Annotated in this window: 19 protein-coding genes, 1 other RNA gene and 1 pseudogene; 17 read left to right on the forward strand and 4 right to left on the reverse strand. The window is 70.9% G+C overall.

Going from position 1 to position 23,097, the window contains the following annotated elements; all coding sequences use genetic code 11:
- Positions 1–46: 46 nt before the first annotated feature.
- Positions 47–1,666 (forward strand): L-glutamate gamma-semialdehyde dehydrogenase, encoded by a 1,620-nt coding sequence (pruA, locus tag AC6JBM_RS48845; protein ID WP_497980397.1) that lies wholly within the window; start codon positions 47–49, stop codon positions 1,664–1,666.
- Between the two features lie 441 nt (positions 1,667–2,107).
- Here the strand turns inward: pruA and AC6JBM_RS48850 are convergent, their stop codons facing one another.
- Complete coding sequence (locus tag AC6JBM_RS48850) at positions 2,108–4,003, reverse strand: hypothetical protein (protein WP_497980398.1); 1,896 nt, start codon at positions 4,001–4,003, stop codon at positions 2,108–2,110.
- A gap of 26 nt (positions 4,004–4,029) precedes the next feature.
- Between AC6JBM_RS48850 and AC6JBM_RS48855 the strand changes: the two genes are divergently transcribed.
- The 14 genes and pseudogenes from AC6JBM_RS48855 to AC6JBM_RS48920 all read left to right on the forward strand — a co-directional run bounded on the left by AC6JBM_RS48855 (position 4,030) and on the right by AC6JBM_RS48920 (position 17,175).
- A complete protein-coding gene (locus AC6JBM_RS48855) occupies positions 4,030–4,851 on the forward strand; it encodes a tryptophan 2,3-dioxygenase (protein ID WP_497980399.1) in 822 nt (273 codons plus the stop codon).
- Positions 4,852–4,942: 91 nt separating this feature from the next.
- Entirely contained in the window at positions 4,943–6,790 is a 1,848-nt protein-coding gene (locus tag AC6JBM_RS48860) for a serine/threonine-protein kinase (RefSeq protein ID WP_497980400.1), read from the forward strand.
- A gap of 104 nt (positions 6,791–6,894) precedes the next feature.
- Entirely contained in the window at positions 6,895–7,410 is a 516-nt protein-coding gene (locus AC6JBM_RS48865) for a PadR family transcriptional regulator (protein ID WP_497980401.1), read from the forward strand.
- Between the two features lie 29 nt (positions 7,411–7,439).
- The gene (gene prfB / locus AC6JBM_RS48870; protein ID WP_497980402.1) at positions 7,440–8,558 is read left to right on the forward strand and encodes a peptide chain release factor 2; all 1,119 of its coding nucleotides are present in this window, start codon (positions 7,440–7,442) and stop codon (positions 8,556–8,558) included.
- 220 nt (positions 8,559–8,778) lie between these two features.
- Entirely contained in the window at positions 8,779–9,459 is a 681-nt protein-coding gene (gene ftsE, locus AC6JBM_RS48875; RefSeq protein WP_190251422.1) for a cell division ATP-binding protein FtsE, read from the forward strand.
- A 66-nt stretch (positions 9,460–9,525) separates the two neighbouring features.
- Complete coding sequence (gene ftsX / locus AC6JBM_RS48880) at positions 9,526–10,401, forward strand: permease-like cell division protein FtsX (RefSeq protein ID WP_350612115.1); 876 nt, start codon at positions 9,526–9,528, stop codon at positions 10,399–10,401.
- A gap of 669 nt (positions 10,402–11,070) precedes the next feature.
- Positions 11,071–12,357, forward strand: a complete 1,287-nt coding sequence (locus tag AC6JBM_RS48885; RefSeq protein WP_497980403.1) for a peptidoglycan DD-metalloendopeptidase family protein — start codon at positions 11,071–11,073, stop codon at positions 12,355–12,357.
- A gap of 317 nt (positions 12,358–12,674) precedes the next feature.
- A complete protein-coding gene (gene smpB, locus AC6JBM_RS48890) occupies positions 12,675–13,154 on the forward strand; it encodes an SsrA-binding protein SmpB (protein WP_433080360.1) in 480 nt (159 codons plus the stop codon).
- Between the two features lie 114 nt (positions 13,155–13,268).
- Positions 13,269–13,523, forward strand: a pseudogene (locus AC6JBM_RS48895) (SRPBCC family protein); the annotation flags it as partial.
- Between the two features lie 709 nt (positions 13,524–14,232).
- Positions 14,233–14,580 (forward strand): cellulose binding domain-containing protein, encoded by a 348-nt coding sequence (locus tag AC6JBM_RS48900; protein ID WP_497986768.1) that lies wholly within the window; start codon positions 14,233–14,235, stop codon positions 14,578–14,580.
- 71 nt (positions 14,581–14,651) lie between these two features.
- Positions 14,652–15,025, forward strand: a transfer-messenger RNA (tmRNA) gene (ssrA, locus tag AC6JBM_RS48905).
- A 121-nt stretch (positions 15,026–15,146) separates the two neighbouring features.
- Positions 15,147–15,695, forward strand: coding sequence for a hypothetical protein (locus tag AC6JBM_RS48910; RefSeq protein ID WP_497980404.1), 549 nt, complete (start codon positions 15,147–15,149; stop codon positions 15,693–15,695).
- 568 nt (positions 15,696–16,263) lie between these two features.
- Positions 16,264–16,857, forward strand: coding sequence for a Uma2 family endonuclease (locus AC6JBM_RS48915; protein ID WP_497980405.1), 594 nt, complete (start codon positions 16,264–16,266; stop codon positions 16,855–16,857).
- A gap of 87 nt (positions 16,858–16,944) precedes the next feature.
- Positions 16,945–17,175 (forward strand): hypothetical protein, encoded by a 231-nt coding sequence (locus tag AC6JBM_RS48920; protein ID WP_497980406.1) that lies wholly within the window; start codon positions 16,945–16,947, stop codon positions 17,173–17,175.
- 100 nt (positions 17,176–17,275) lie between these two features.
- Here the strand turns inward: AC6JBM_RS48920 and AC6JBM_RS48925 are convergent, their stop codons facing one another.
- Positions 17,276–17,803 (reverse strand): Uma2 family endonuclease, encoded by a 528-nt coding sequence (locus tag AC6JBM_RS48925; protein ID WP_497980407.1) that lies wholly within the window; start codon positions 17,801–17,803, stop codon positions 17,276–17,278.
- A 191-nt stretch (positions 17,804–17,994) separates the two neighbouring features.
- Complete coding sequence (locus AC6JBM_RS48930; protein WP_497980408.1) at positions 17,995–18,978, reverse strand: aldo/keto reductase; 984 nt, start codon at positions 18,976–18,978, stop codon at positions 17,995–17,997.
- Between the two features lie 105 nt (positions 18,979–19,083).
- On the opposite strand from AC6JBM_RS48930, the gene AC6JBM_RS48935 reads away from it, so the two are divergent.
- Positions 19,084–20,028, forward strand: a complete 945-nt coding sequence (locus AC6JBM_RS48935) for an RNA polymerase sigma-70 factor (RefSeq protein WP_497980409.1) — start codon at positions 19,084–19,086, stop codon at positions 20,026–20,028.
- A 93-nt stretch (positions 20,029–20,121) separates the two neighbouring features.
- Complete coding sequence (locus AC6JBM_RS48940) at positions 20,122–21,300, forward strand: NAD(P)/FAD-dependent oxidoreductase (RefSeq protein WP_497980410.1); 1,179 nt, start codon at positions 20,122–20,124, stop codon at positions 21,298–21,300.
- A 116-nt stretch (positions 21,301–21,416) separates the two neighbouring features.
- Here AC6JBM_RS48940 and AC6JBM_RS48945 read toward each other — a convergent pair whose 3' ends face one another.
- Complete coding sequence (locus AC6JBM_RS48945; protein WP_497980411.1) at positions 21,417–23,048, reverse strand: MFS transporter; 1,632 nt, start codon at positions 23,046–23,048, stop codon at positions 21,417–21,419.
- Positions 23,049–23,097: the final 49 nt, after the last annotated feature.

A 23,097-nucleotide genomic window follows, 5' to 3' on the forward strand; every position in this document is an offset into this window, starting at 1 on the left:
TGGGAAAGACCTCGCCAACGCTGCCGAGACGACGTGGGAGACCCTCATGGATGCCTTGATCACCGTGCCCGAGCCCGTAAACGAGCCGGTCCGCGGATACGCCCCCGACACCCCGGAACGGGCGAGCCTGCAGCGCCGCCTCGGCGAGCTGGCCGGCGAGCGGCACGAGCTGACGATGACGATCGACGGCGAGCGACGGATGGCCGCCGGTGAGCCGATCGACGTCGTGCAGCCGCACCGCCACCGGCACGTCCTGGGTGTGACGCACAACGCGACCACCGACGACGCCGCCCGGGCCGTGGCCGCGGCCAAGCGCGCCGCCCCCGCCTGGCGGGACCTGCCCTATGCCGAGCGCGCCGCCGTGTTCCTGCGCGCCGCCGACCTGCTCAGCGGCCCGTGGCGGGACACACTCAACGCCGCCACGATGCTCGGGCAGTCCAAGACCGCGATCCAGGCCGAGATCGACAGCGCCTGCGAACTCATCGATTTCCTGCGATTCAATGTGTACTTCGGGCAGCAGATCCTCGCCGACCAGCCCCGCTCCTCGGCCGGCGTGTGGAACCGTTTCGACCACCGCCCGCTGGAGGGGTTCGTCTACGCGATCACGCCCTTCAACTTCACCGCGATCGCCGGCAACCTGCCCTCCGCGCCGGCGCTGATGGGCAACACGGTGCTCTGGAAGCCCTCGCCCACCCAGCAGCTGGCCGCGCACTACACGATGCGGCTGTTCGAGGCCGCGGGCCTGCCGCCCGGCGTGATCAACCTCGTCACCGGCGACGGGCTCGCCGTCTCCGAGGTCGCGCTGGCCGATCCGGACCTGGCCGGCATCCACTTCACCGGCTCGACCGCGGTGTTCCGCAAGCTGAACCGGACCGTCGCCGAGAACGTGTACCGCTCCTACCCCCGCGTCGTCGGCGAGACCGGCGGCAAGGACTTCGTGATCGCCCACCCGTCGGCCGACCCGGCGGCGCTGATTACGGCGCTGGTGCGGGGCGCGTTCGAGTACCAGGGGCAGAAGTGCTCGGCGGCCTCACGCGCCTACGTGCCGGCCAGCCTGTGGTCGCGGATCAAGGACGAGCTCGTGGCGACCGCGGACTCCCTCGCCTACGGCGACGTCACCGACTTCACGAACTTCGGCGGCGCGGTAATCGACCAGCGCGCCTTCGACCGGCACGCCGCGGCGCTGGACCGGATCAAGAACTCGTCCTCGTGCACGGTGGTCGCCGGTGGCACTGCCGATGACTCCGAGGGCTTCTTCGTGCGCCCGACGATCGTCGAGTGCACCGATCCGGAGCACGAGGTGTTCACGACCGAATACTTCGGCCCGATCCTCGCGGTGCACGTCTTCGCCGACGCGGACTTCGAGGCGGTCGTGACCCAGGCGGAGTCCGCGGCGCCCTACGCGCTGACGGGTTCGATCTTCGCCACCGACCGGGCCGCCGTCGACCGGGCCACGCACGCCCTGCGCTTCGCGGCCGGCAACTTCTACATCAACGACAAGCCGACCGGGGCCGTGGTGGGGCAGCAGCCCTTCGGCGGCGGGCGGGCCTCGGGGACCAACGACAAGGCCGGGTCCTGGTACAACCTGCTGCGCTGGACTTCCCCGCGCACGATCAAGGAGACCTTCGTCCCGCCGACCGACCACCGCTACCCGCACATGGGCTGACCTCGTGCCCCAGGCCACCGCGGGCCGGTCTCACGTCCGGCCCGCGCACGGCGCACCCGCGTCTGGCCCGCGCACGGCGCACCCGCGTCTGGCCCGCGCACGGCGCACCCGCGTCTGGCCCGCGCACGGCGCACCCGCGTTCGGCCGCGTCCGGCCATGCGGAGCGCTGGCGTTCGGCCCGCGCGCCACGCACCCACGTCCGACCCGTGCGCGTGCGCCCCGCTCGCAGCCCTGTGGCCCGCTACTCGCAGCCCTGTGGCCCGCTACTCGCAGCCCTGTGGCGCGCTATCGGCTGGGCTCGTGTGCGGCATTCCTGTGTGTGGGCGTGCGGCTGTGTGAGGTCCGTCTGCGGACAGATGCTTCCGGCGCATCCGCGAAGCCCGAGGTGGTGTTCGATGCGGCTGGATGTTGGGTGCGCCGGGGCTGTGGGAGGCGTGCGTGCTAGTGGCGGGGGCGGGCTACGGCGACGATCTTGTCCAGGGTGAAGGCTCGATCGTCGCGGCGTAGGCGGCACCAGGCCTCGATCACCGTGCCTGACAGTTCGGCGTTCTCGATCACGCGCTCCGAGGCGCGGCCGTTCGCGTCCACGTAGCGGATCCAGATCGGGGTGCCGTGCTCGACCGCGTCTGCCAGCAGTTGTGCCTGCTCCGGGCGTAGCTGTGGGGCTCGATGGCGGATCTGTTCGAGGGGTGAGGCGCCTCGCTGCATCGGTACGGCCAGGCGGCGCGCCAGCTCGCCCGGGTCCACGGTCGGCTTGGGGCGGCGTGTGCCCAGCGCTGCGGGAGCGGAGCGGCGCACGGTGACCTTCGGGCCCGACTGTTTGGCTCGGTGGCCCAAGTCCCGGAGTGCGGCCAGCAGCGACGGGACGGGCAAGGACGAGGCGGCGATGGTGGGGGCCAGGCGTTCGAGCTCTAGAGCCGCTACCACCCCGTCCAGGAGGGGGATGTCCTCGCAGACGATCACGCTCGCCGCGGGTGTCACCCGCAGGGATGGTGCGGGCAGGAGGCGCTCGGCCACCTCGGCGAGCGGGCGGCCGTCGGCCAGGGCGCGGCCCAGCGGGCTGATCGCGAACGCGTCCGGCTCGATCATCACGCACACGCCGAGGAGCGTCGCCTCGGCCACGATCCCGCTCACCGCATCCTCAAGCGTCGACCCCGCGCGCCCAGACGTCGCGCGATCGGGCGACGAGGACGACCCAGTGCGCGCGGGCGACGAGGGGGACCCAGTGCGCGGGGGCGAGGAGGACAACCCAGTGCGCGTGGGCGAGGAGGACGACCCAGTGCGCGTGGGCGACGAGGGGGACCCCGGGCGCTCGGAAGAGGAGAGCGACCCCGGGCGCTCGGGCGAAGAAGGCGACGAGGGCGGCGGCACTACGCGGAGGGGTGGGGGAGCGGAAGAGGAGAGCGACCCCGTGCGTGCGGGCGACGAAGGCGAGGAGGGCGGCGGGACCACGCGGAGGGGAGGGGGAGCGGACACGGCGCGTGCGGGCAGGGGAGCGGTCCAGCGCACCAGCGGCGCCAGGGACTCGGCGCCGTGTACGGCGGTGTCCGGCGGCAGGTCGTGCAGCACGCGGATCACGACGCGGCGCAGGGGCGGGCCCGACCACCAGCCCGACAGCAGCCGGGCCAGGCGATCGGGCGCCGGTTCGTCGGTGAGCGCTGTGGTGGTCGGCACCAGGTGGGCGCCGTCGGGGGCCAGGAGGCCTGCTTGTAGTACGACATCCGCGAAATGCGCCACGAGGGGCTCATCGAGGCCGAGTTCCGCGGCCAGCCGGGCGAGTTCGCGCGCCGCCACGCCGCCGTTGCGCTGGCGGGCCAGGGGATGTTCGGAGGCCTCCGTGAGCAGGGCGGCCGCGTGGTCGAGCAGGGCCGCCGCGGACTCTCCGGCGGCGGTTCGGATGGCGCCCCGGTCGGCGGGGCCCAGCGCGGGCGCGGGGGGAATCGGATCGAACTCGCGTTCCGGCGTGGGCTCGAGCGCCAGGCCCGTCGAGACCCACAGGTCGTCGCCCTCGGGCCAGACGAGCGCGCGCTGGCTCAGCACGCGCAGGGTCGCGTCCAGGGAGGAGTCGTCGGGGGCCAGGTTCAGCTCGTCGGCCAGCCGGGCGCGCGGGATCGGCGGCTCGCCCAGCGCGGCCAGGGTCTCGAGGACCTGCAGGGCCGGCAGCGGGAGCGTGGCCACGACGTCGGTGACCGCGGTGCGCGTGGACAGGCGGGCGGCCAGCGCCGTGAGGTCGCCGGGGGACGGGGCGGTGAGGGCATCGGGGCGGCGGCGCAGCAGCTCGCCCAGCTCCGAAGCATCGAGACCCTGCAGCCACCGGACCAGTGCGCCTCTCGCCACGACTGGTGACCTTATAGCGTGGGTTGGTGACCAACGAATCTGCCGGCAGCGCCGCCGGCAACTGGACCGATGCGCATTTCGGGGAGCAGGGCGGCCGCCTCACGTACGGTGACTATCTTCGTCTGTCGGCGTTGCTCGAGGCCCAGGTTCCCGAGTCCAGCCCGCCCGCGCACGACGAGCTGCTCTTCATCACGATTCATCAGGTGTACGAGCTGTGGTTCAAGCTGGTGCTGCACGAGCTCGAGGACGCGCGGGATCGCCTGCTGGGCGGTGAGACGTATCTGCCCCGGGTCCGGCTCGAGCGGTGCCTGTCGATCCAGCGGGTGCTCGTGGGTCAGGTCGACATCATCGACACCATGACCCCGCAGGACTTTTTGCGCTTCCGCAGCAAGCTGTCCCCGGCCTCGGGGTTCCAGTCCGCGCAGTTCCGCGAGATCGAGTTCCTGTCCGGGCTGAAGGATTACACGTTCCTGCAGCGCTTCCGCGGTCTGTCGGAGCTCGAGCGGGCCCGGCTGGAGCGGCGGCTGGCCGAGCCGAGCCTGTGGGAGGCGTTCCTGGCCATGCTCGGCCAGCACGGCTTCGCGGTCGGCGACGCCGAGCAGCGCGTCGAGTCGCTGCTGGCGATCTCGCGGGACCGGGAGCGCTACGGCCCCCTGTGGGATCTCGCCGAGGCGATGCTCGCCCACGATCAGGCCTGGTCGATGTGGCGGGCCCGGCACGTGCTCATGGCCGAGCGCCAGATCGGCACCAAGGCGGGCACGGGCGGCAGCGTCGGCGGGGCGTACCTGCGCTCCCGCGTCGAGCTGCGGTTCTACCCCGAGCTGTGGGAGCTGCGCAGCCGGATGTAGCCGACTCCCCGGTTTGTGCCATCCGGCCCGGCGGGGGAGCCGCGGCGTGGCGGCCCTCGCCTACCGTCTCGGGGTAAGGGGAGGGACGGTCATGAAGACGGTCACGGGCGCGAAGACGATCCTGGGCAACCGCTACCGGCTCGAGTCGGAGGTGGCCCGGGGCGCGATCGGCGCGGTCTGGCGCGCGTACGACACGCAGGCCGGCGAGTGGGTCGCGGTCAAGGTGCTGCGGGCCGAGGCCGCCGAGGTGGCCGAGCTCAAGGACGGCTTCCTCGGCGAGGCCGAGCTGCTCGCCGGGCTGGAGCACCCCTCCGTCATCCGGGTCAAGAACCTGGTCAGCGACAAGCACGTGCTCGCGATCGCCATGGAGCTCGTCGCCGGGCCGGACCTGCGCCGCCGGCTGCGCGCCGAGGGCCCGCTGCCGCCCGCGGTCGCGGCCGAGGTGGTCGCGCAGGTCGCCGACGCGCTCGCGTACGTGCACGCGAACAACATCGTCCACGGCGACGTGAAGCCGGGGAACCTGCTCGTGCCCACCGACGGCGGGCCGGTGCGCCTCGCCGACTTCGGCGTCGCACGGCGCCTGGACCGTCCGGCGGGGCCGACGCACGCCACGCCCGAGTACGTGGCGCCGGAGGTCGTGGCCGGGGGCTCGCCGAGCCCGGCCGCCGACGTGTACGCGCTCGGCGTCGTGCTCTTCGAGCTGATCTGCGGCCGCAGCCCGTACCGTGGCGGCTCGCCCAACGACGTCCTGCGCCGCCACGCCGACTGCGTGCCGGTGCCCCCGCCCGGGATGCCGGCCGCGCTCTGGCCGGTGATCGAGGCGTGCATGGAGATCGACCCGCGCATGCGGCCGACGGCGGCGTCGATCGTCGGGCGCCTCCGCGCGGCCGAGGGCGCCCTCGACGGGTTCGAGCCGCTGCCGCGGCTGCCCGCCGAGGCCGTCACGTTCTGGCAGCGCTCGGCCGAGCTGACCGCGCCCATGCAGGCGCCGGTCCGGCGCGTCGACTGGGTGCCGCTGCCGACCGCCCCGACCTCGCCGGCGGCCGCGTCCGCCGCGCTGATGATGGCGGTGCCGATCGGGGAGCAGCCCACCGAGCCCCACGGCGTCGCCGAGGTTCCCACGCAGGTCATTTCGGCAGCGGTACCGTCCGAGCAGGCTCCTGCCGCGGAAGCCGGGGAGGGCCCTTCGCAAGTCGAGGAGAGTTCCTCGGCCGCCGAGGAGGGTCCTTCGGCCGCCGACCCGGCGATCGAGGCCGTCGCGGCCGGGACGCCCCTGTGGGCCGGTCCGGACGCGGCCGAGATGATGATCCCGCCGCAGCGGGCCGCGTCCACCGGCGAGCCGCCGACGGAGCTGCGCTTCGAGTCCGCGCCGGTCGCCGACGAGCCGCCGACGGAGATCGTCGCGGCTCCCGAGCCGCCGACCGCTCCGGTTGCGCAGGTTGCTCCGATTGCACCTTTTGTCCCGTTCGCGCAGCCGGCCCCGGCGACCCCGGAGGAGACCGCCGACCGTCTGTTCGAGGAGTTCGGCGAGTCCGACACGCCCGGCCGCCCCGACACGCAGAAGAAGCAGCGCCGGGTCCTCGCCGCGATCGGCGGCGGCCTGCTGCTCGTCGTCATCCTGGCGGTCGGCGCGCTGCTCTTGACCGGCAATGCTCCGAAAACCGACAATACGGGCGATAAGCGGGTCAACGCCACCACGCCGGCACCCGCCGCGCCGAGCTCGGCCGGCGCCGCGCCCGCGGTCAGCGCCACGCCGGAGGAGACCCAGACGGCGGCCGACCCCGGACAGACCGCCGACCCGGGTTCGGGCGAGCAGAAGCCGACGAAGAAGCCCGGCACGCCGGCGCCGACGAAGACCGGACTGCCCGGCCTCGGCGACCCGATGCCGTCGTTCCCCGCGATGCCGTCGATGCCCGCATTCCCGACCTTCAAGCAATGAGCAGCCCCGTACGGCTGTCCTAACTCGACAGTCGCAGCGCGACAGTTCACAGTGGATTTGCCGAAATGCTGGACTGTGCTGGCGAAAGATGACAGCGTGGGGCTATGGCGGATTCTGGAGTCAACGCGACCGCGGCTGCGCTGCTCGGCCTCCTGCACGAGGGACCGATGACGGGCGGCCAGTTGATGGCGGCCGCGCAGCGCCGGCTCGGGCCCTACTGGTCCATGACGCGCAGCCAGGTCTACCGGGAGCTGCCGGCCCTCGCCGACTCCGGATACGTCAAGCTCGGCAAGCCCGGCGCCCGCTCCAGCCAGCCCTATGCGATCACGCCGGCGGGCAAGCGCGCCTTCGCCCGGTGGCTCTCCGAGCCGGCCGGCCGCGAGGCGCTGCGCAATCCGGTGGCACTGCGCGTCGCATTCGGGGCGCAGCAGTCCGCCACGCAACTGCAGGACGTCTATGCGCACGCGGCCGAATACCACAATGCCGCGCTGACCGAGGCGCGCGAAATGGTCAAGGAGGCCAAGAAGTCCGGCGACGACTTCTTCGCGGCCTCGCTGGAGTTCGCGGTCGGATATCACAAGGCGGCACTCACCTGGCTCAAGAGCGCGCCCGGCAAATAGTCGGGGGCGCCTCGGCGTACCCTTGATGTGTGACTGCTCTGGACCACGCCGAATCCCTCAAGAACCTCGACGGCACCCTGCGCAACATCGAGGCGGTCCTCGACCTCGATCGCCTGCACAAGGAGAAGGCCGCGCTCGAGGAGCAGGCGTCGGCTCCCAACCTGTGGGACGACCAGGTCGCCGCGCAGAAGGTGACGTCTCGCCTGTCCTACGTCCAGGGCGAGATCAACCGGCTGGAGTCGCTGCGGTCGCGGCTGGACGACGCCCAGGTCCTGCTCGAGCTGGCCGAGGCCGAGGGCGACTCCTCGTCGCTCGGCGAGGTCGCCGACGAGATCGCCGGGCTGACGAGGTCGATCTCGGACCTCGAGGTGCGCACCCTGCTCTCCGGCGAATATGACGCCCGTGAGGCGCTCGTGACCATTCGCGCCGGCGCCGGCGGGGTGGACGCGGCCGATTTCGCCGACATGCTCCTGCGGATGTATCTGCGCTGGGCGGAACGGCACGGCTACGAGACCGACGTCTATGACACCTCCTACGCCGAGGAGGCCGGCATCAAGTCGGCCACGTTCGCGGTCAAGGCCCCGTTCGCGTACGGCACACTGTCCGTCGAGTCGGGCACCCACCGGCTCGTGCGGATCAGCCCCTTCGACAACCAGGGCCGCCGCCAGACCTCGTTCGCGGCGCTGGAGGTCGTGCCGGTCGTCGAGCAGACCGACGATGTCGAGATCCCCGACGACGAGCTGCGCGTCGACGTGTACCGCTCCAGCGGCCCCGGTGGCCAGGGCGTCAACACGACCGACTCGGCGGTGCGCCTGACCCACATCCCGACCGGCATCGTGGTCTCCTGCCAGAACGAGCGCTCGCAGATCCAGAACAAGGCGACCGCCATGGGCGTGCTCAAGGCCAAGCTGCTGGCGGTCAAACGGGCCGAGGAGGCGGCGAAGATGGACGCCCTGCGCGGCGACGTGGCCGGCTCCTGGGGCGACCAGATGCGCTCCTATGTCCTGCACCCCTACCAGATGGTCAAGGACCTGCGCACGGAGCACGAGACCGGCAACCCGACCGCGGTCTTCGACGGCGACCTCGACGGGTTCATCGACGCGGGCATCCGCTGGCGCAAGCAGCGGGAGCTCGACCCGGCCGCATAGCGGCACCATTTCGCGCTTGATCATCCCTTCGGAGTCCGTCAATCACTGACGGTGACTCCCTTTGCCCGCAGCAAAACGTGGTGTACGTCACATTCGCACACGGGAATCAAGCGCTGTCCTGCTGTTCGCGTCCCCGGTTCGGGTTCGCATTCCTGGCAAAACGCGCATGACGCACCGCGTGTACTTGGCGCACTTGTCACACCGCGTAGACTCACCTCCCGTGATTCGGCTTGACCACGTGACGAAGACGTATCCGAAGGCGTCTCGCCCCTCCCTTGACGATGTCTCCGTGAACATCGAGAAGGGCGAGTTCGTCTTCTTCATCGGTCCCTCCGGCTCAGGCAAATCCACGATCATCAAGCTGCTGCTGCACGAGGTCACCCCGAACCGGGGCAAGGTCGTCGTGAACGAGCGCGACGTGACGTCGATGCGCTCGTGGCGGATTCCGGCCTTCCGGCGCCAGATCGGCTGCGTGTTCCAGGACTTCCGCCTCCTGCCGAACCGCACGGCCTACGAGAACGTGGCGTTCGCCCTCGAGGTGATCGGCAAGTCCAAGGGCGTCGCCCGCCGCGTCGTCCCCGAGGTGCTCGAGCTCGTCGGCCTCGGCGGCAAGGAGCACCGCTACCCCCACGAACTCTCCGGCGGTGAGCAGCAGCGTGTCGCCGTCGCGCGGGCGTTCGTCAACCGGCCGCTGATCCTGCTGGCGGACGAGCCGACCGGAAACCTGGACCCGGACACGTCGATCGAGATCATGCGACTGCTCGACCGGATCAACCGGACCGGGACCACGGTCGTCATGGTCACCCACGACTCCAACATCGTGAACCAGATGCGCCGCCGGGTCGTAGAGATCGAAAGTGGCCGGATTGTGCGGGACCAGCCGCGCGGTGTCTACGGCTGACCCCAGCCTTAGTCCGCACCGCCCCCCGTCCTCCTGCTGGGCCCGCTGGGAAGGAACCCCCACCCGATGCGCGTGAGATACATCCTGACCGAAGTCCTGACCGGGCTTTGGCGCAACGTCACGATGACCATCGCGATGATCATCACGATGACCGTGTCGCTGACCATGCTCGGCGCGAGCCTGCTGCTCTTCTTCCAGGTCGGCAAGATGGAAGACTTCTTCTACCAGCGGGTGGAGGTGTCCGTCTTCCTCAAGGCCGACGTCAGTGACGACCAGCGCGCCAGCATCGAGAGCGCACTGAAGTCCAACGGCCTGGTCAAGTCCTACGAGCACGAGACCAAGGAAGCCGCCTGGAAGCGATTCCAGGAGCAGTTCAAGGACGCGCCCGACCTCGTCGCCGCGACCAAGCAGGACTCGCTGCCCGAGTCGTTCCGGATCAAGCTGAAGGACCCGAACAAGGTCCAGGACTTCAGCGACCAGTTCCGGACCCAGGAGGGCGTCAGCGACATCATCGACCAGAAGCAGCTGCTGAAACGGGTCTTCGACCTCTTGGGCGCGCTGCAGACCCTGGCGTTGACCGTCGCCATCGTCCAGGGCGCCGCGGCCCTGCTCCTGGTGGCCAACACCATCCAGGTGGCCGCCTACAGCAAGCGCCGCGAGGTAGCCGTCATGAAGCTGGTGGGCGCCTCGAACTGGTTCATCCAGATGCCCTTCGTCCTGGAGGCGGTCTTCGCCGGCCTGATCGGCGCGATCCTCGCCTTCGGCGGGCTGGTCGCGGCCAAGGTCTTCTTCATCGACGGCTCGCTGAAAGCCCTGACAACGGTCCTGCTACCGGTGGACTGGGGCAACGTGTGGATCATGCTTCCGGTCCTGTGTGGGGCCGGCGGCCTGGTGAGCGCCATCACGGCCTGGGTCACGCTGCGCTTCTACGTGCGCGTCTGACCCGACCGGCCCAGCGGCTCCTTCGAGGGCGGATCCCCACTGCGGGGGTCCGCCCTCGCCGCGTTCCCGGGCGTTCGAGGCGGGCGGTGGTGCTCGGGCTTGGTGGGCTCGGTGCCGTGCTGGTTCGGCTTGCTCGGCCGTGTCTCGATCGTGCCGCGTCTTGTCTCGCTCATCCGCGTCGTGCGGTGCTTGCGCCGCGCTTGCGTCGTGCCGCGTCGTGCCGCGTCGTGCCGCGTCGTGCCGCGTCGTGCCGCGTCGTGCCGTGCCGTGCCGCGCCGTGCTTGCGCCGCGCCGTGTGGTGCCTCGCTCGTGCGCGCTCGCCTACGCCTGCTCTCAGGCCGACGGTGTGGGCCACTTGGTGCCGGCCGCGTGATGTGGCTGGGAGGTGCGAGCCACGTCGTCGGGCCACGTGGTGCCGGCTGCTTGGTGCGGCTTGGAGGTGTGGCTGGGAGGTGCGGCTGCAGTCGTGGCTCGGCTGGGAGGTGCGGCAGTCGTGGTCTGGGCGGGGGGTGCGGCTGCGGTCATCGTGGGATCGGGCTGAAGGGGAGCGCGGTTGCGATAGGGCATTCGCGTTGGGCCGCCACGATAGGTGCATTTAACCGAAATTCCGGACTTCTGGGCTTTTTCCTGCGTACGGTAACCCTCAAGTGGTACTGGAGGGTTGCTTCTGTGAACCGAATCCGGATCGTCGCCGCGTTCGGCGTCGTGCTCATGCTGCTCGGCCCGGGCTCCGTCGCCCACGCGGACGCCGGCGATGACAAGGCTCGGCTCGACAAGCAGTTGCAGGAGACTCAGGCCACGCTCGAGGCGGCCACCGACAAGGCCCAGCAGGCCGCGGCCGACCACGATCGCGCGCAGGCGGCGCTGCCGGGAGCACAGCAGAGCCTGGCCGACGCCAAGGGGCGCGTGATCGCGGCCGATGCGGCGGTACGGCAGGCCGAGCGCGACCGCACCGACGCCGACGCCGCCGCGCAGGTGGCCGATGCCGGGTACGCCGAGGCGAGGCGGCAGGTCGACAAGGCCCGCCAGGACGTGTCCGTCTTCGTGTCGGCCGCGTACAAGGGCGGGGGCTTCGCCATGGTCAACTCGGTGCTCGACTCCGGGGGGCCGACGGATCTGGCGTTGCGCATCGAGTACCTCAACCACGTCGCCGAGGAGAACCAGGCGGCCGTCGACGAGCTCACCGCGGCCCGGATGGACGCGAAGAAGCGCAGCGACACCGCGTTGCTCGCGCTGCGCCGCGCGCAGGACGCCGCCGATGCCGCCCAGCGCAGCCTCAACGAGTCGCAGGCGGCCCAGGCCGGCGCCGAGCGGGCGGCGGCGGACGTGCAGCAGTTGCTCGACACCAGCGCGGCGGCCGAGGCGACCGCGAACGCGGAGCGCACCGCGGTGCTCGCCCGCTACGAGGCGCTCAAGGTCGAGAGCGACAAGGTCGCCGAGCAGTTGCGGGCCGAGGCGCAGGCGGAGGCTCGGAAGGCGAAGCAGGGCTCGGGCGGGGCCAAGGGAAACAATGCTCCACCGAACACGGCCATCGGCCCGAAGACCGGGGCCTTCTTCCTGATGCCGGTGCACGGCTGGAAGTCGAGCAACTTCGGGATGCGGTTCGACCCGGTGTACAAGGTCTACCAGCTGCACGCGGGCGTCGACATCGCGGCGGGCGGGGGACAGCCCATCGTCGCCGCGGCGGACGGCGTCGTGGTGCGCGCGGGCCCGTCGGGCGGCAACGGCAACTACACCTGCATCTCGCACGGGCTCTACCAGGGCAAGGGGCTCGCGACCTGCTACGCGCACCAGTCCGCGATCCTGGTGCACGTCGGCGAGCGGGTGAGCCGCGGCGAGCTGATCGGCCGCGTCGGCACCACGGGGGCGTCGACCGGGTACCACCTGCACTTCGAGGTGCGCCTCAACGGGAGCCCGGTCCAGCCGCTGACCTGGCTGCCGGGGTGCCTCTGCTGATCCGGGGGGCGATTCGCTCGAAATGTCCGGCGCTGGCGCGCCGGACATTTCGCTTTTTTCGCCCGACGGGGGATAGGGGTTACCTATCCCTTTGGGGCCGCTGCGCTCGTGAGCGCGTCGCAGTGACATTGGAAGGCGCTACCAGCCGCGGAGGTGGCAGCGTCGGCGCGCCAGCGCCGAGCGGTGTCTCGCGGGAGGAACGGTCCGTACCACGGCGGACCCGAGTCATGGCTCTATGGCGTTTGTGGCCGCGTCGGCGAAATGGTCTTGCCGGGCGCGCTACGCTTCTCTTCGATCGAGCAACTCAGGAGGGGTCGATGCCGCGCGAAAAGGGGCGCAAGCTCGTCGCGTCCAACCGGAAGGCGCGTCACGACTACGAGATCCTCGAGACGTTCGAGGCCGGGATCGCGTTGACGGGCACCGAGGTCAAGTCGCTGCGCGCCGGGCGTTGCTCGCTCGTGGACGCCTTCGGCCAGATCTCCGATCGCGAGATCTTCCTGCACGCGATGCACGTGCCGGAGTACACGATGGGCACCTGGACCAACCATCCACCCCGCCGGATCCGGAAACTGCTGCTGAAGCGGCAGGAAATCGACCGGATCGGGGTCAAGGTCCGGGAAAGCGGCCTGACTCTGGTGCCGCTGTCGGTCTACTTCGCCGACGGATGGGCGAAGGTCGAGCTGGCCCTCGCGCGCGGTAAGAAGGCCTACGACAAGCGTCAGACGCTGGCCAAACGCGACGCCGACCGCGAGATCGCTCGCGTTATGGGCCGCCGGGGCAAGGGCAACGCAGAGTAAGGCACCTCCCGCGCGTGAGTACTACGCCGTGGTAATGCAAGCAATGCGTCAAGGCCATATAGTCCCTGCGTGACCGAGATTCGGGTCGATGCTGACCTCGAGCACCCACCTGCCGTGGTGTGGCGCGCGTTCACCGAGGCCCAGCTCGTCACCGACTGGCTCCCGACTACTCGGTTCATGGTCCGCGACGACGGCACCTTCACGTTCCAGGCGCCCGATCTCGCCGGCCTCGAGGACCCGATCGAGGGCCAGATCGTCAAAATCGAGGCGCCGCACCGGCTCGTGATGCGCTGGGAGGGCAGCAACCTGCACACCGTGGTCGCGGTGACCCTCCACGAGCGCGAGGACGGCACCCGGCTCACGATGACCCAGAGTGGGTTCCTGGGGCCGCAGGGGACGATGCGGCGGCGGGTACTGCTCACGACGTACAGCACCCTCTTCAACGGCCCGCTGATCGCCACCCTGGCCCGGCTCGCCGCGGCCCCCGAGCCCGCGACCCCGGCGCCCGACCCGCCGACGACACCGCGGCGCAACGACGGCGGCCCGTTCAACCGCCTCCCCGGCCAGCGCAACGCCCCCAGCCGTTCCGCGCCCGGCCTGAGCTCGCGCATGCGCTCGACGGCCGGCCCGCGCCCGACCACGTCCGTGCCGGGTTTCGCCGCGGCCGTGCTGACCGCGCGGGCCACCGGCATCGCCCAGGTGACCGCCGCCACCACGGCCGCGGCCCCCACGATCGCCGATCCGGCCCCGACGACGTTTGCCGGCCGCATCGGCCCGGCCGTCCGCGCGGCGTGGCACCGGCTCGCGGGCGCCCGCGACTGGTCCGCCGACCGCCGCAGCCAGGCGGTCGCGACGAGTGCGGCGGTACTGCTCCTGCTGGCCCTGGCCGCCATCCTCATCGGCAAGGCGACCGCCCTGCACCCGGCCGGCCCTCCGCAGACCGGCGGCGCGAGCGAGGGCCCGGTCCAGGCCTCGATGCCGGCCGCGGTGGTCCCCCCCGACCCGCACGACCTCGGACCCGATCGTCCCGGCCGCCTCGCGCGCCCCGTCCCCGACCCCGTCGCCCACCCCGTCGGCGTTGGCGGCAGCGGCCCAGCTCACAGCGGGGTACAAGACCGAGAACCTGACCCTGACCTCGTACCGGGTGACGGTCATCATCGCCAACCCCTTCACGACCACGGCCACCGCCGACGGCTGGGAGCTGACCATCCAGCTCCCGCTGCTGGACCTGAACGTGAGCAACGTCTCCGGCGCCGTGATGGCCCGCTCCCAGGGCCGCCTCTCCTTCACCCCGGTCGACGCGACCCGCACACTGAAGCCCGGCACCACGGCCACGGTCCGCTTCGACGTCAACGGCCTCGGCGTACGCAACGAGCCCTTCACCTGCACGATCGACCACCAGGCGTGCTCCGGCATACCGGGATGAAGTTGTGGCGGGAAGGCGCTACTCTTGATCCGTCGCGCCGTTGGTGGCGCGGCAGCCAACACCACCCGCGCGGGGGTGACTGGTTTCGACTTTGTTTGTAGCGATAGGGGAAGCGAGCCGAGGAAGCCGACGTTGTCTCGTGAATCAGTCGTCGGAAAGTTATAAGCGCCAATTACAAGCGCTCCGATCTCGCCCTCGCTGCCTAAGCCAGGTCCGAGATCTGTCGGTCTGGGATTGCCTTCGGCCCAGTAACCGGCATCAGCTAGAAGGCTGGCCAACCGAGCCCGGTCACGGGGCTCGTGCGGTGAGATTAATTGTGGCTGGGCCCGTCACACCAACTCGCTCGCGTGATTGGTGGGGCCGAGTAGAGGCATAGCGAGCTGCGCTCGGAGAAGCCCTAACAAAGCGACGAAGGACCCGGGTTCGATTCCCGGCACCTCCACCATGGAGGGCGTAATCGAACCCGCGCCAGCAAGAGCGGCGCGGAGGAGATCGCCATCAGAGGCGGGGTCACCGACATCGGTGGCCCCGCCTCTTGCTATCTCGGCCAGTGGCTTGACCTGCGCTTGGAGGTCGTCGGCCGCCACGAACGGCCCCTGGTCGTCGGCGTCGAGGTAGAGCCGGTGGAAGAACGTCCGGTTGAGCGACTGGCGGGCCTTGGTCGTCGCCTGGCGGTACAGCTCCTGCGGATCGCTCAGCAGTTCGAGGAGTTCTTCGATCCGCTCCTGCGCGCCGGCGGTATCCGGTGCTTCGTCGAGCTGTCGCGCGAGTCGGCTGCGCTCGTCGCGGATGGCACGGAGCCGCTGGGCGATCTTGTCCTGCGGCCAGTCGGGGTCGCCGACCAAGTCGAGGAACCGGTCCTCCTGGGCGCCGAGCTTCGCGAGCTGTGCCTTCACCCGCTGCTGGATCTCGGATCGCGTCGAGACCGAGTGGCCGAGGACGTCTCGAACGCGCCGCCCGATGCGCTGGCGCAGCTCAGGCGGAAGCATCACGGTCGCGTAGTTCTCGATGACAATCCGACAGGACCTACGAGGACCACTCCGTCGGCCGCGGGACCATCGAGTCCATCCTGGATATCCAGCATCAGTTCAAGTACAGGCATGCCATTTATCTAGACCTCGCCCTTGTGTCCGGCGGGTTGAAGCCGCAGTGGAAATGGGTTGAGTTGGGCTGGACGGGCGACGTCTCGAGCCTGAATTTTGAGCCTGTGTATGGCGATGGGGACTGTGGCGAGCTGATCGCACGCGGCCGTGCCGAGGAGGTCCGCAGGTATGGTGCGGCGAACTCTTCGGACCTCGCTTCGGAACATGCGTCCAGCTCCCGGAGCGTCGTAGGCCCGACGCGGCGCCTACTGGGTTCGCATTAGCTTGACTTGTAGGGCGCGTTCAAGTAGTCGAGCGCTACCTCACTGGAGATGGCCAGCGGCGGCCCACCTCATGGTGGGGCCGCTTTCGTTGACCGGTCGACCTGAGTGCGGCCGCGACGGATTGGCGGAGGAGTGGATCTGGTGTCGGTCCGGGTGGGGCCGACCGACCGGATGGCAGGGCGGGTCAGCTGTTCGGCCTGGAGCGCGAGCAAGGTCGATGGCCATGAGAACGTCACCAAGCGGCTCGGTACGACGATCGAGGCTATATATGGCCGTGTGGCCATCTGCTGTAAGGCGCTGGCGTGTGTCTTGAGGGCGTGCGCATCGCCAGTGGCCGGTCGGCATGGCAGGCTTGTGGCAGCAGCCGTCGGGAGGTGAAACAGCTGATGAGCGTCGCGGTGCTTGAGCACGAAGGGCCCTGGGGTGAGGACGAATACCTTGCGCTCGGCGAGACGGTGGATCGGATTGAGTTGCTGGACGGGAGCTTGCTGGTGAGCCCGGCGCCGAGCAAGCGGCACCAACGCCTCTCGTCGCTGTTGTTTGTCGAGCTCGACAACGCGGCTTCTGCGGCGGGCCTCCTTGCGTTGGAGGCGGTCAATGTCCGGCTGCATATGGGCCGGATCATGATTCCCGACCTCGTCGTGGCCGACACGGATGAGGACGGCGTCGTGATCGACGCACCCGATGTGCTGTTGGTCGTCGAGGTCGTGTCGCCCGGCAACGCCGGCGCCGATCGGCTGGTGAAGATGCACCTGTATGCCGCTGCGGGAATCGGCCAGTACCTGGAGACGTGCTCCGCGTCCAGGAACCGTTCGCATTCGATCTCGACACGAACGTCCTGCTGCGCCGGGTGCCTCGAAAGCTCACCTGAGCGGGTTCAAGTAGGCGAGCGTTGCCTCCACTGGAGATGATCAACGGCGCCCTACCGGATCGGTGAGGGGCGACGGCCGACATTGACGTGGCCCCGGGAAATCCCCATCGAGGGCGAGCCTGCCGATGTGACTGCGATCGCGGCCGCCTATGCGGGCTGGCTCGCGACGAGCGATGTTCCCAAGCTGTTTGTGAAGGCCGAGCCCGGTGCGGTCCTCGCCAGCGATTGGCTGCTCGACATCGTCCGTGGATGGCCGGCGCAGGTCGAGGTGACGGTCGCGGGGATCCACTTCGTCCAGGAGGATTCGCCGGACGAGATCGGGCGGGCCATCGCAGGCTGGATGGAGGCGTTGGGCTGACGGGGCATCGTCAGCTCCGCCATGGAGGTCGCGCGGTGCGGGGGAGATCGCCGTCAGAGGCGGGGTCAACGATGTCGGTGACCCCGCCTCTGCGGCGAGGTCAGCTGAGTTCGGGAACGTCGCCGGCAAGGAGATTTTCGAGCGAGACCGAGCCGTACTCCGTGTAGCGGTTGCCGTCGAGGCGGAACTGCACGACGGTGTCGTCCGGTTCGACGCGCCAGAAGAGCGGGATGCCGGCTTCGGCGTATTCGATCGGCTTGAGCCAGCGGTCCATGCGCTCGGAGCCCTTGGAGACGATCTCGACAGCGAGCGCGACAGCGGCCGAATCCAGCCAGACGGTCTCGTCGGGCACCGGGCCGTTCGTGACCACCAGGTCAGGGATGCGACCGTTGAGGTTGTCGGCCGCTGTCCGGATCCCGGGTGCGACGTTCACACGCCCCCTGAAGCCGTGCTGCAGGAGCCACGCGCTGATGAGCAGGCTGATCTCCTGGTGGCGCCACGTGCCTGGCGGCATGACGATGAGGTTCCCTTCGCTCAACTCGAAGCGGTGGTTGCTGTCGGCTTCGGCGAGGCGGGTGACGTCGTCCAGGGTGAGTGGCCGGTCGGGCAGGTTCGATGCGACTGTCATGTCATGCCTGCCCTTCTGCAGTCTCGATCGCCTCATGTTACCGGCCGCCAGGTCATCGTCGGCCTGTTGAGCTCTGGTCCACGGGGTCTGCGCGAGTGGAGCATATAGCCACATGGCCACTAGTACCCAGCGACACGTGGGTGCGCCAGGGGCCGAGTGGTGTCTCGCCCCGCCGCACGAACGACTCGGTGCTAGGCGCGGCCCATGAGCCGCTCGATCTCGGCCAGCTCCGGCTCCGTCAGCGGGCCGTGCCGCAGGGCGCCGGCGTTCTCCTCGACCTGGGCGACCGTGCGGCAGCCCGGGATCGGGATCGTGCGCGCGTCGAACGCCCACAGCCACGCCAGCGCGCCCTGGGCCAGGGTTCGGCCGTTCGAGGTCAGGATGTCGCGGATGGCGTCGATGCGGGTGAGGAACTCGGGGGTGGGGCGGCCGTCGTGGAAGTACGTCATCCACTCGGGGCTCAGCCCGCGCACGTCGTCGCGCGGGAGTTCCGAGGTTGCCGAGTAGCGCCCGCCGAGGAGCCCCATCGCGAGCGGGCCGCGGATGATGACGCCGAGATCGTGCTTGGCGGCCACGGGCAGCACCTCGAACGAGCCGCGCAGCACCGAGAGGTCGGCCTGGATCGTGGCGCAGCGCCGTCCCTCGGTCGCGAAGGCGTCGGCGCGCTCGGGGAAGTCGGTGCTCCAGCCGTACGCTCGGATCAGCCCCTGGTCGATGAGCCCCTCGAGCACTGGCACGAGGTCGAGCGCCTCGGGGATCGGGAGGCTGTTGATGTGCAGCTGGTACAGGTCGATGTAGTCGGTGCCGAGCCGCCGCAGCGACGCTCGCACGGAGCGCTCGACGTTCGCGGGCGTACCGTCGTCCGGGCCGGTCTGGCGCGTCTGCTCGTCGAAGGTGCCGCCGAACTTGGTGGCGATCACGACCTCGTCGCGCCGCCCCTCCAGCGCGCGGGCCAGGATCTTCTCGCTGTGCCCGGCGCCGTACACGTTCGCGGTGTCGAAGAACGTCACCCCGAGCTCGATCGCGCGGCGAACCGCCCGGATCGACTCGTCGTCGTCGACCTCCCCCCAGCCGAGCGGCTGCGCACCGGCCCAGAACGGGCCGCCGATCGCCCAGCAGCCCATGCCGAGCGCACTGACCTCGATACCACTGCGTCCCAGGAATCGCGTATCCATGGCTGTGAGCGTGTCACCTGGAGTGCGCTCCAGGTCAACCGAAACCCGCGTTGCGGTACCACCGCCGCGCCGGGCGGTTCGGCGGGGGCGGGTTAGCATCGGGCCATGAGCCTGGCCGCCGAGGACGTGGAGCGGTTCGAGGCCGCGCGCCGGCGGCTGGAGGCCATCGCCTACCGGATGCTCGGCTCGGCGGCCGAGGCCGAGGACGTGGTGCAGGAGACCTACCTGCGCTGGCAGGCGGCCGATCCCGAGCGCATCGAGGTGCCCGAGGCCTGGCTCACCAAGGTGCTCACGAACCTCTGCCTCAACCAGCTCACCTCCGCGCGGGCGCGGCGTGAGACCTACGTCGGGCAGTGGTTGCCCGAGCCCCTGCTCGCCGGCGATCCCATGCTCGGGCCGGCCGACACCGCCGAGCAGCGCGAGTCCGTCTCCTTCGCGGTGCTCACGCTCATGGAGCGGCTCTCGCCCAACGAGCGCGCCGTCTACGTGCTGCGCGAGGCGTTCGACTACCCGCACCGCGAGATCGCCGGGGTCCTCGACATCAGCGAGGCCGCGAGCCAGCAGATCTTCCACCGCGCCAAGCAGCACGTCGCCGACGGCCGGGCCCGCACCGAGGTCGACGCGGCCGCGGCGCGGCGGATCGTCGAGGAGTTCCTGGCCGCGGCGGCCAACGGCCGGACCGAGCCGCTCGTGAAGCTGCTCACGGCCGACGCCGTGAGCATCGGCGACGGGGGCGGGAAGGTGCCGGCCCGGGCCAAGGCGTTCGAGGGCGCCGTGGCGGTGGCCAAGTTCCTGTGGGGGCTGTTCCGGCCCGGGGCCGGCAAGCGCGCCGCTGTCGGCGGGTCGCCCGAGGTGTACGCCACGACGGCCAACGGCGATCCGGCGGTCGTCGCAGTCCTGAACGGCCGCGTGGTCGGGATCATGTGCCTCCAGGTGACCGAGGACGGCATCGCCGCGGTGCGCAACCAGGTGAACCCGGACAAGCTCGAGCGCGCGACCGCGACCTGGGCGGCCGGGGACCACGAAAAGCCGCTGTACACGGTCTTCTGACCGCCTGTGAGGTGCTTCACAGCGCGTGGGTGTCAGGAAACGGCGGGCCGCCCGGCTCAAAGGGCAAAACCACGCTGGACGGGAGCACCCACCATGTCGCACCGCATCGTCGTCCTGGGCGCCGGATACGCCGGAGCCATCGCCGCCGGCCGCCTGGCCCGCCGCCTCCGCCGCGAGGACGCCACCGTCACCCTCGTCAACGCCGAGCCCGACTTCGTGGAGCGGGTCCGCAACCACCAGCTCGCGACCGGCCAGACCCTCAAGCCCCGCCCGCTGGCCGAGATGTTCGCCGGCACCGGGGTCGACCTGCGCATCGCCAGGGTCACCGCCGTGGACGTCGAGCGCAGGACGGTCAGCCTGACCGACGGCGAGCTCGGCTACGACACGCTGGTCTACGCCCTCGGCAGCGCCTGGAACGCGCGGGGTGTGCCCGGAACCGCCGAGCACGCGTACGAGATCGCCGGCCGCCCCGGCGCTCTCCGCCTGCGCGAACGCCTGGCGGGCCTCGAGCCCCGCCGCCCGGTCGTGATCGTCGGCGGCGGCCTGACGGGCATCGAGGCCGCCACCGAGATCGCCGAGTCCCGCCCGGACCTGGACGTGGCCCTGGTGACGAGCAGCGCCCTGGGCGACTGGCTGTCCCCGAAGGGCCGCGCCCACCTGCGCCGGGTGTTCCAGAAGCTGCGCATCACGGCCCACGAGCACGCCACGGTGACCGCCGTCGAGCCCGACGCCGTGCGCACCGCCGAGGACCGCACCATCCCGGCCGCCGTGACGATCTGGACGGGCGGCTTCGCGGTCCACCCGATCGCGGCGAACACGACGCTGGAGGTGACCGAGGCCGGCCAGATCGTCGTGGACGGCTACCTGCGCTCGGTCTCGCACCCGGACGTGTACGCCATCGGCGACGCCGCCATGGCCATGGGCCCCGGCGACAAGCCCCTGCGCATGTCCTGCGCCTCGGGCACCCCCTCCGCCTGGCAGGCCGCCGACGCCATCGCCGCGCGACTGACCGGCGGCAAGCTCCCGAACGCCCCGATCCGCTACTTCAACCAGTGCGTCTCCCTGGGCCGCAAGGACGGCCTGATCCAGTACGTGACCGCCGACGACCAGGCCAAGCCCGCCGTCCTGACCGGCCGCCTGGCCGCGCTCTACAAGGAGCTGGTCTGCAAGGGCGCGGCCTGGGGCGTAGCCAACCCGACCCTGGGCCTCCCAACCCGCCAACGCCCCACGACCCCGATCCCGACCCCGCACCAAACCAAGGTCAACGCCTGATAAAAGAAGCGCGACCACACGCGGGCCTGGCAGCGTCGGCGCGCCAGCGCCCAGCGGTGTCTGGCGGGAGCGACGGTCCGCACCACCGCGGACCCGAGTCATGACGCACGACCGCGCTAGCGCTCGTCGCCGCCGGCTTCGCCACGATTCCCGAGCGGGACAGCCTCGACGACGTCACGGCGTTCCCGATCGGCATCGGGCTGCCGCTGCTCGCCGCCGGCCTGGGGCTGCTGCTCGCGGCGGGGGCGCGCGCCGTTGTCGCGACGGGCGCGAAAGGCGAGCAGCAGCAGGACCGCGCCCAGGAAGGCGACCAGCGCGGCGGTCGCCGCCGTGGTGTGCATCGCGGCGATGAAGGCGTCGTTCGCCCGCGTGGCCAGGTCCGGGCGGTGCAGGGCGTCGGCCACCGCGCGGGTGTGCTCGGCCGACGGGGCCGCCGCGGTGCGGGCCGCGGGCGGGAGGCCGGCCAGGGCCGGGGCGATGCGGTCGCGGTAGGTCGTGGTGAGCACCGTGCCCAGCAGCGCGATGCCCAGCACGCTGCCGACCTGCCGGACGGTGTTGTTCACGGCCGAGCCGGCGCCCATGCGGTCCAGGGGCAGCACGGCGATGACGGCGGCCACGGTCGGGGCGATCGTCATGCCCATGGCGGTGCCGCTGACCAGGCCGACGACGCAGAACCAGACCAGCGGGGTGTCCACGTCGAAGGCCAGGTTGGCCAGGAACGCGGCGGCCACGACGAGCAGGCCGCCGCCGCTGACCAGGGCCACCCCGTGCCGCTTCGCGAGCCTCGCGCCCAGGCCGGAGCCGACCGCCACGCCCAGGGCGCCGGGCAGGAAGGCCAGGCCGGTGGCGAGGGCGCTCATGCCGCGGGCGCCCTGGAGATAGAAGTTGCCGTAGAACATCTGGCCGGTGATGGCGAAGAACAGCGCGGCGAGGGCGATGTTGCCGGCGCTGAAGCGGCCGTTGCGGAACAGGCGCGGGTCGAACGACGGCTCCGGCGCGCGCCACTCGAAGACGGTGAACAGCGCGAGCAGGGCCAGGCCGAGCACGACCGGGCCCCACACCCGGCCCCTGGTCCAGTCGGTGTCCTGGCCGGCCTCGATGAGGCCGTAGGCGAGGGACGCCAGGCCGGCCGTGGACAGCAGCAGGCCGATCGGGTCCGGGCGGCGCCGCTGTGCGAGCTTCGGATTCGGTACCGCCCACGCGATCCCCGCCAGCGCGAGCCCCACGACGGGCAGGTTGACCAGGAAGACCGAGCCCCACCAGAAGTGGTCCACGAGCACGCCGCCGAGCAGCGGGCCGAGCGCGACGCCGACGCCACTGGAGGCCGACCACGCGGCGATCGCCCCGGCCCGGCGCTCGGGCGGGAACGTGGCGCCGATGATCGCCATGGACGTCGGCATCATCATCGCGCCGCCGAGGCCCATCAGGCCGCGGGCCAGGATCAGGCCGGTCGCGTCGCCCGCCCAGGCGGCCCAGATCGAGGCGGCGCCGAAGCAGGCGAGGCCGAGGATCAGGATCGTGCGGTGGCCGTACCGGTCGCCGAGCGCGCCGGCGGCGAAGAGCGCTGTGGCGAAGAGCAGGGCGTAGGAGCCGACCGCCCACTGGAGCTGGCCCGGCGTGGCCCCGAGGCCGGTGCGCGGGTCCGCGATGCGCTCCAGGGCGATGCCGAGGATGGTCGTGTCGATCCAGATGAGGACCGCGGCGAAGACGAGCACGGACAGCACTCGGCGCTGCCGCGGTAGATTCATTGACAGGTCCCTGACGGTCATAACGGCCACACTCCCGGAATGACAGGTT

Source organism: Dactylosporangium thailandense, from assembly GCF_059739745.1.

What these genes read in the sequence shown, in the direction of transcription:
- pruA (WP_497980397.1), top strand. Translation starts at nt 47, where the DNA reads ATGGATGCCTTGATCACCGTGCCCGAGCCCGTAAACGAGCCGGTCCGC.
- AC6JBM_RS48860 (WP_497980400.1), top strand. Translation starts at nt 4,943, where the DNA reads ATGAAGACGGTCACGGGCGCGAAGACGATCCTGGGCAACCGCTACCGG.
- AC6JBM_RS48865 (WP_497980401.1), top strand. Translation starts at nt 6,895, where the DNA reads ATGGCGGATTCTGGAGTCAACGCGACCGCGGCTGCGCTGCTCGGCCTC.
- ftsX (WP_350612115.1), top strand. Translation starts at nt 9,526, where the DNA reads ATGCGCGTGAGATACATCCTGACCGAAGTCCTGACCGGGCTTTGGCGC.
- smpB (WP_433080360.1), top strand. Translation starts at nt 12,675, where the DNA reads ATGCCGCGCGAAAAGGGGCGCAAGCTCGTCGCGTCCAACCGGAAGGCG.
- AC6JBM_RS48925 (WP_497980407.1), bottom strand. Translation starts at nt 17,803, where the DNA reads ATGACAGTCGCATCGAACCTGCCCGACCGGCCACTCACCCTGGACGAC.
- AC6JBM_RS48930 (WP_497980408.1), bottom strand. Translation starts at nt 18,978, where the DNA reads ATGGATACGCGATTCCTGGGACGCAGTGGTATCGAGGTCAGTGCGCTC.
- AC6JBM_RS48935 (WP_497980409.1), top strand. Translation starts at nt 19,084, where the DNA reads ATGAGCCTGGCCGCCGAGGACGTGGAGCGGTTCGAGGCCGCGCGCCGG.
- AC6JBM_RS48940 (WP_497980410.1), top strand. Translation starts at nt 20,122, where the DNA reads ATGTCGCACCGCATCGTCGTCCTGGGCGCCGGATACGCCGGAGCCATC.
- AC6JBM_RS48945 (WP_497980411.1), bottom strand. Translation starts at nt 23,048, where the DNA reads ATGAATCTACCGCGGCAGCGCCGAGTGCTGTCCGTGCTCGTCTTCGCC.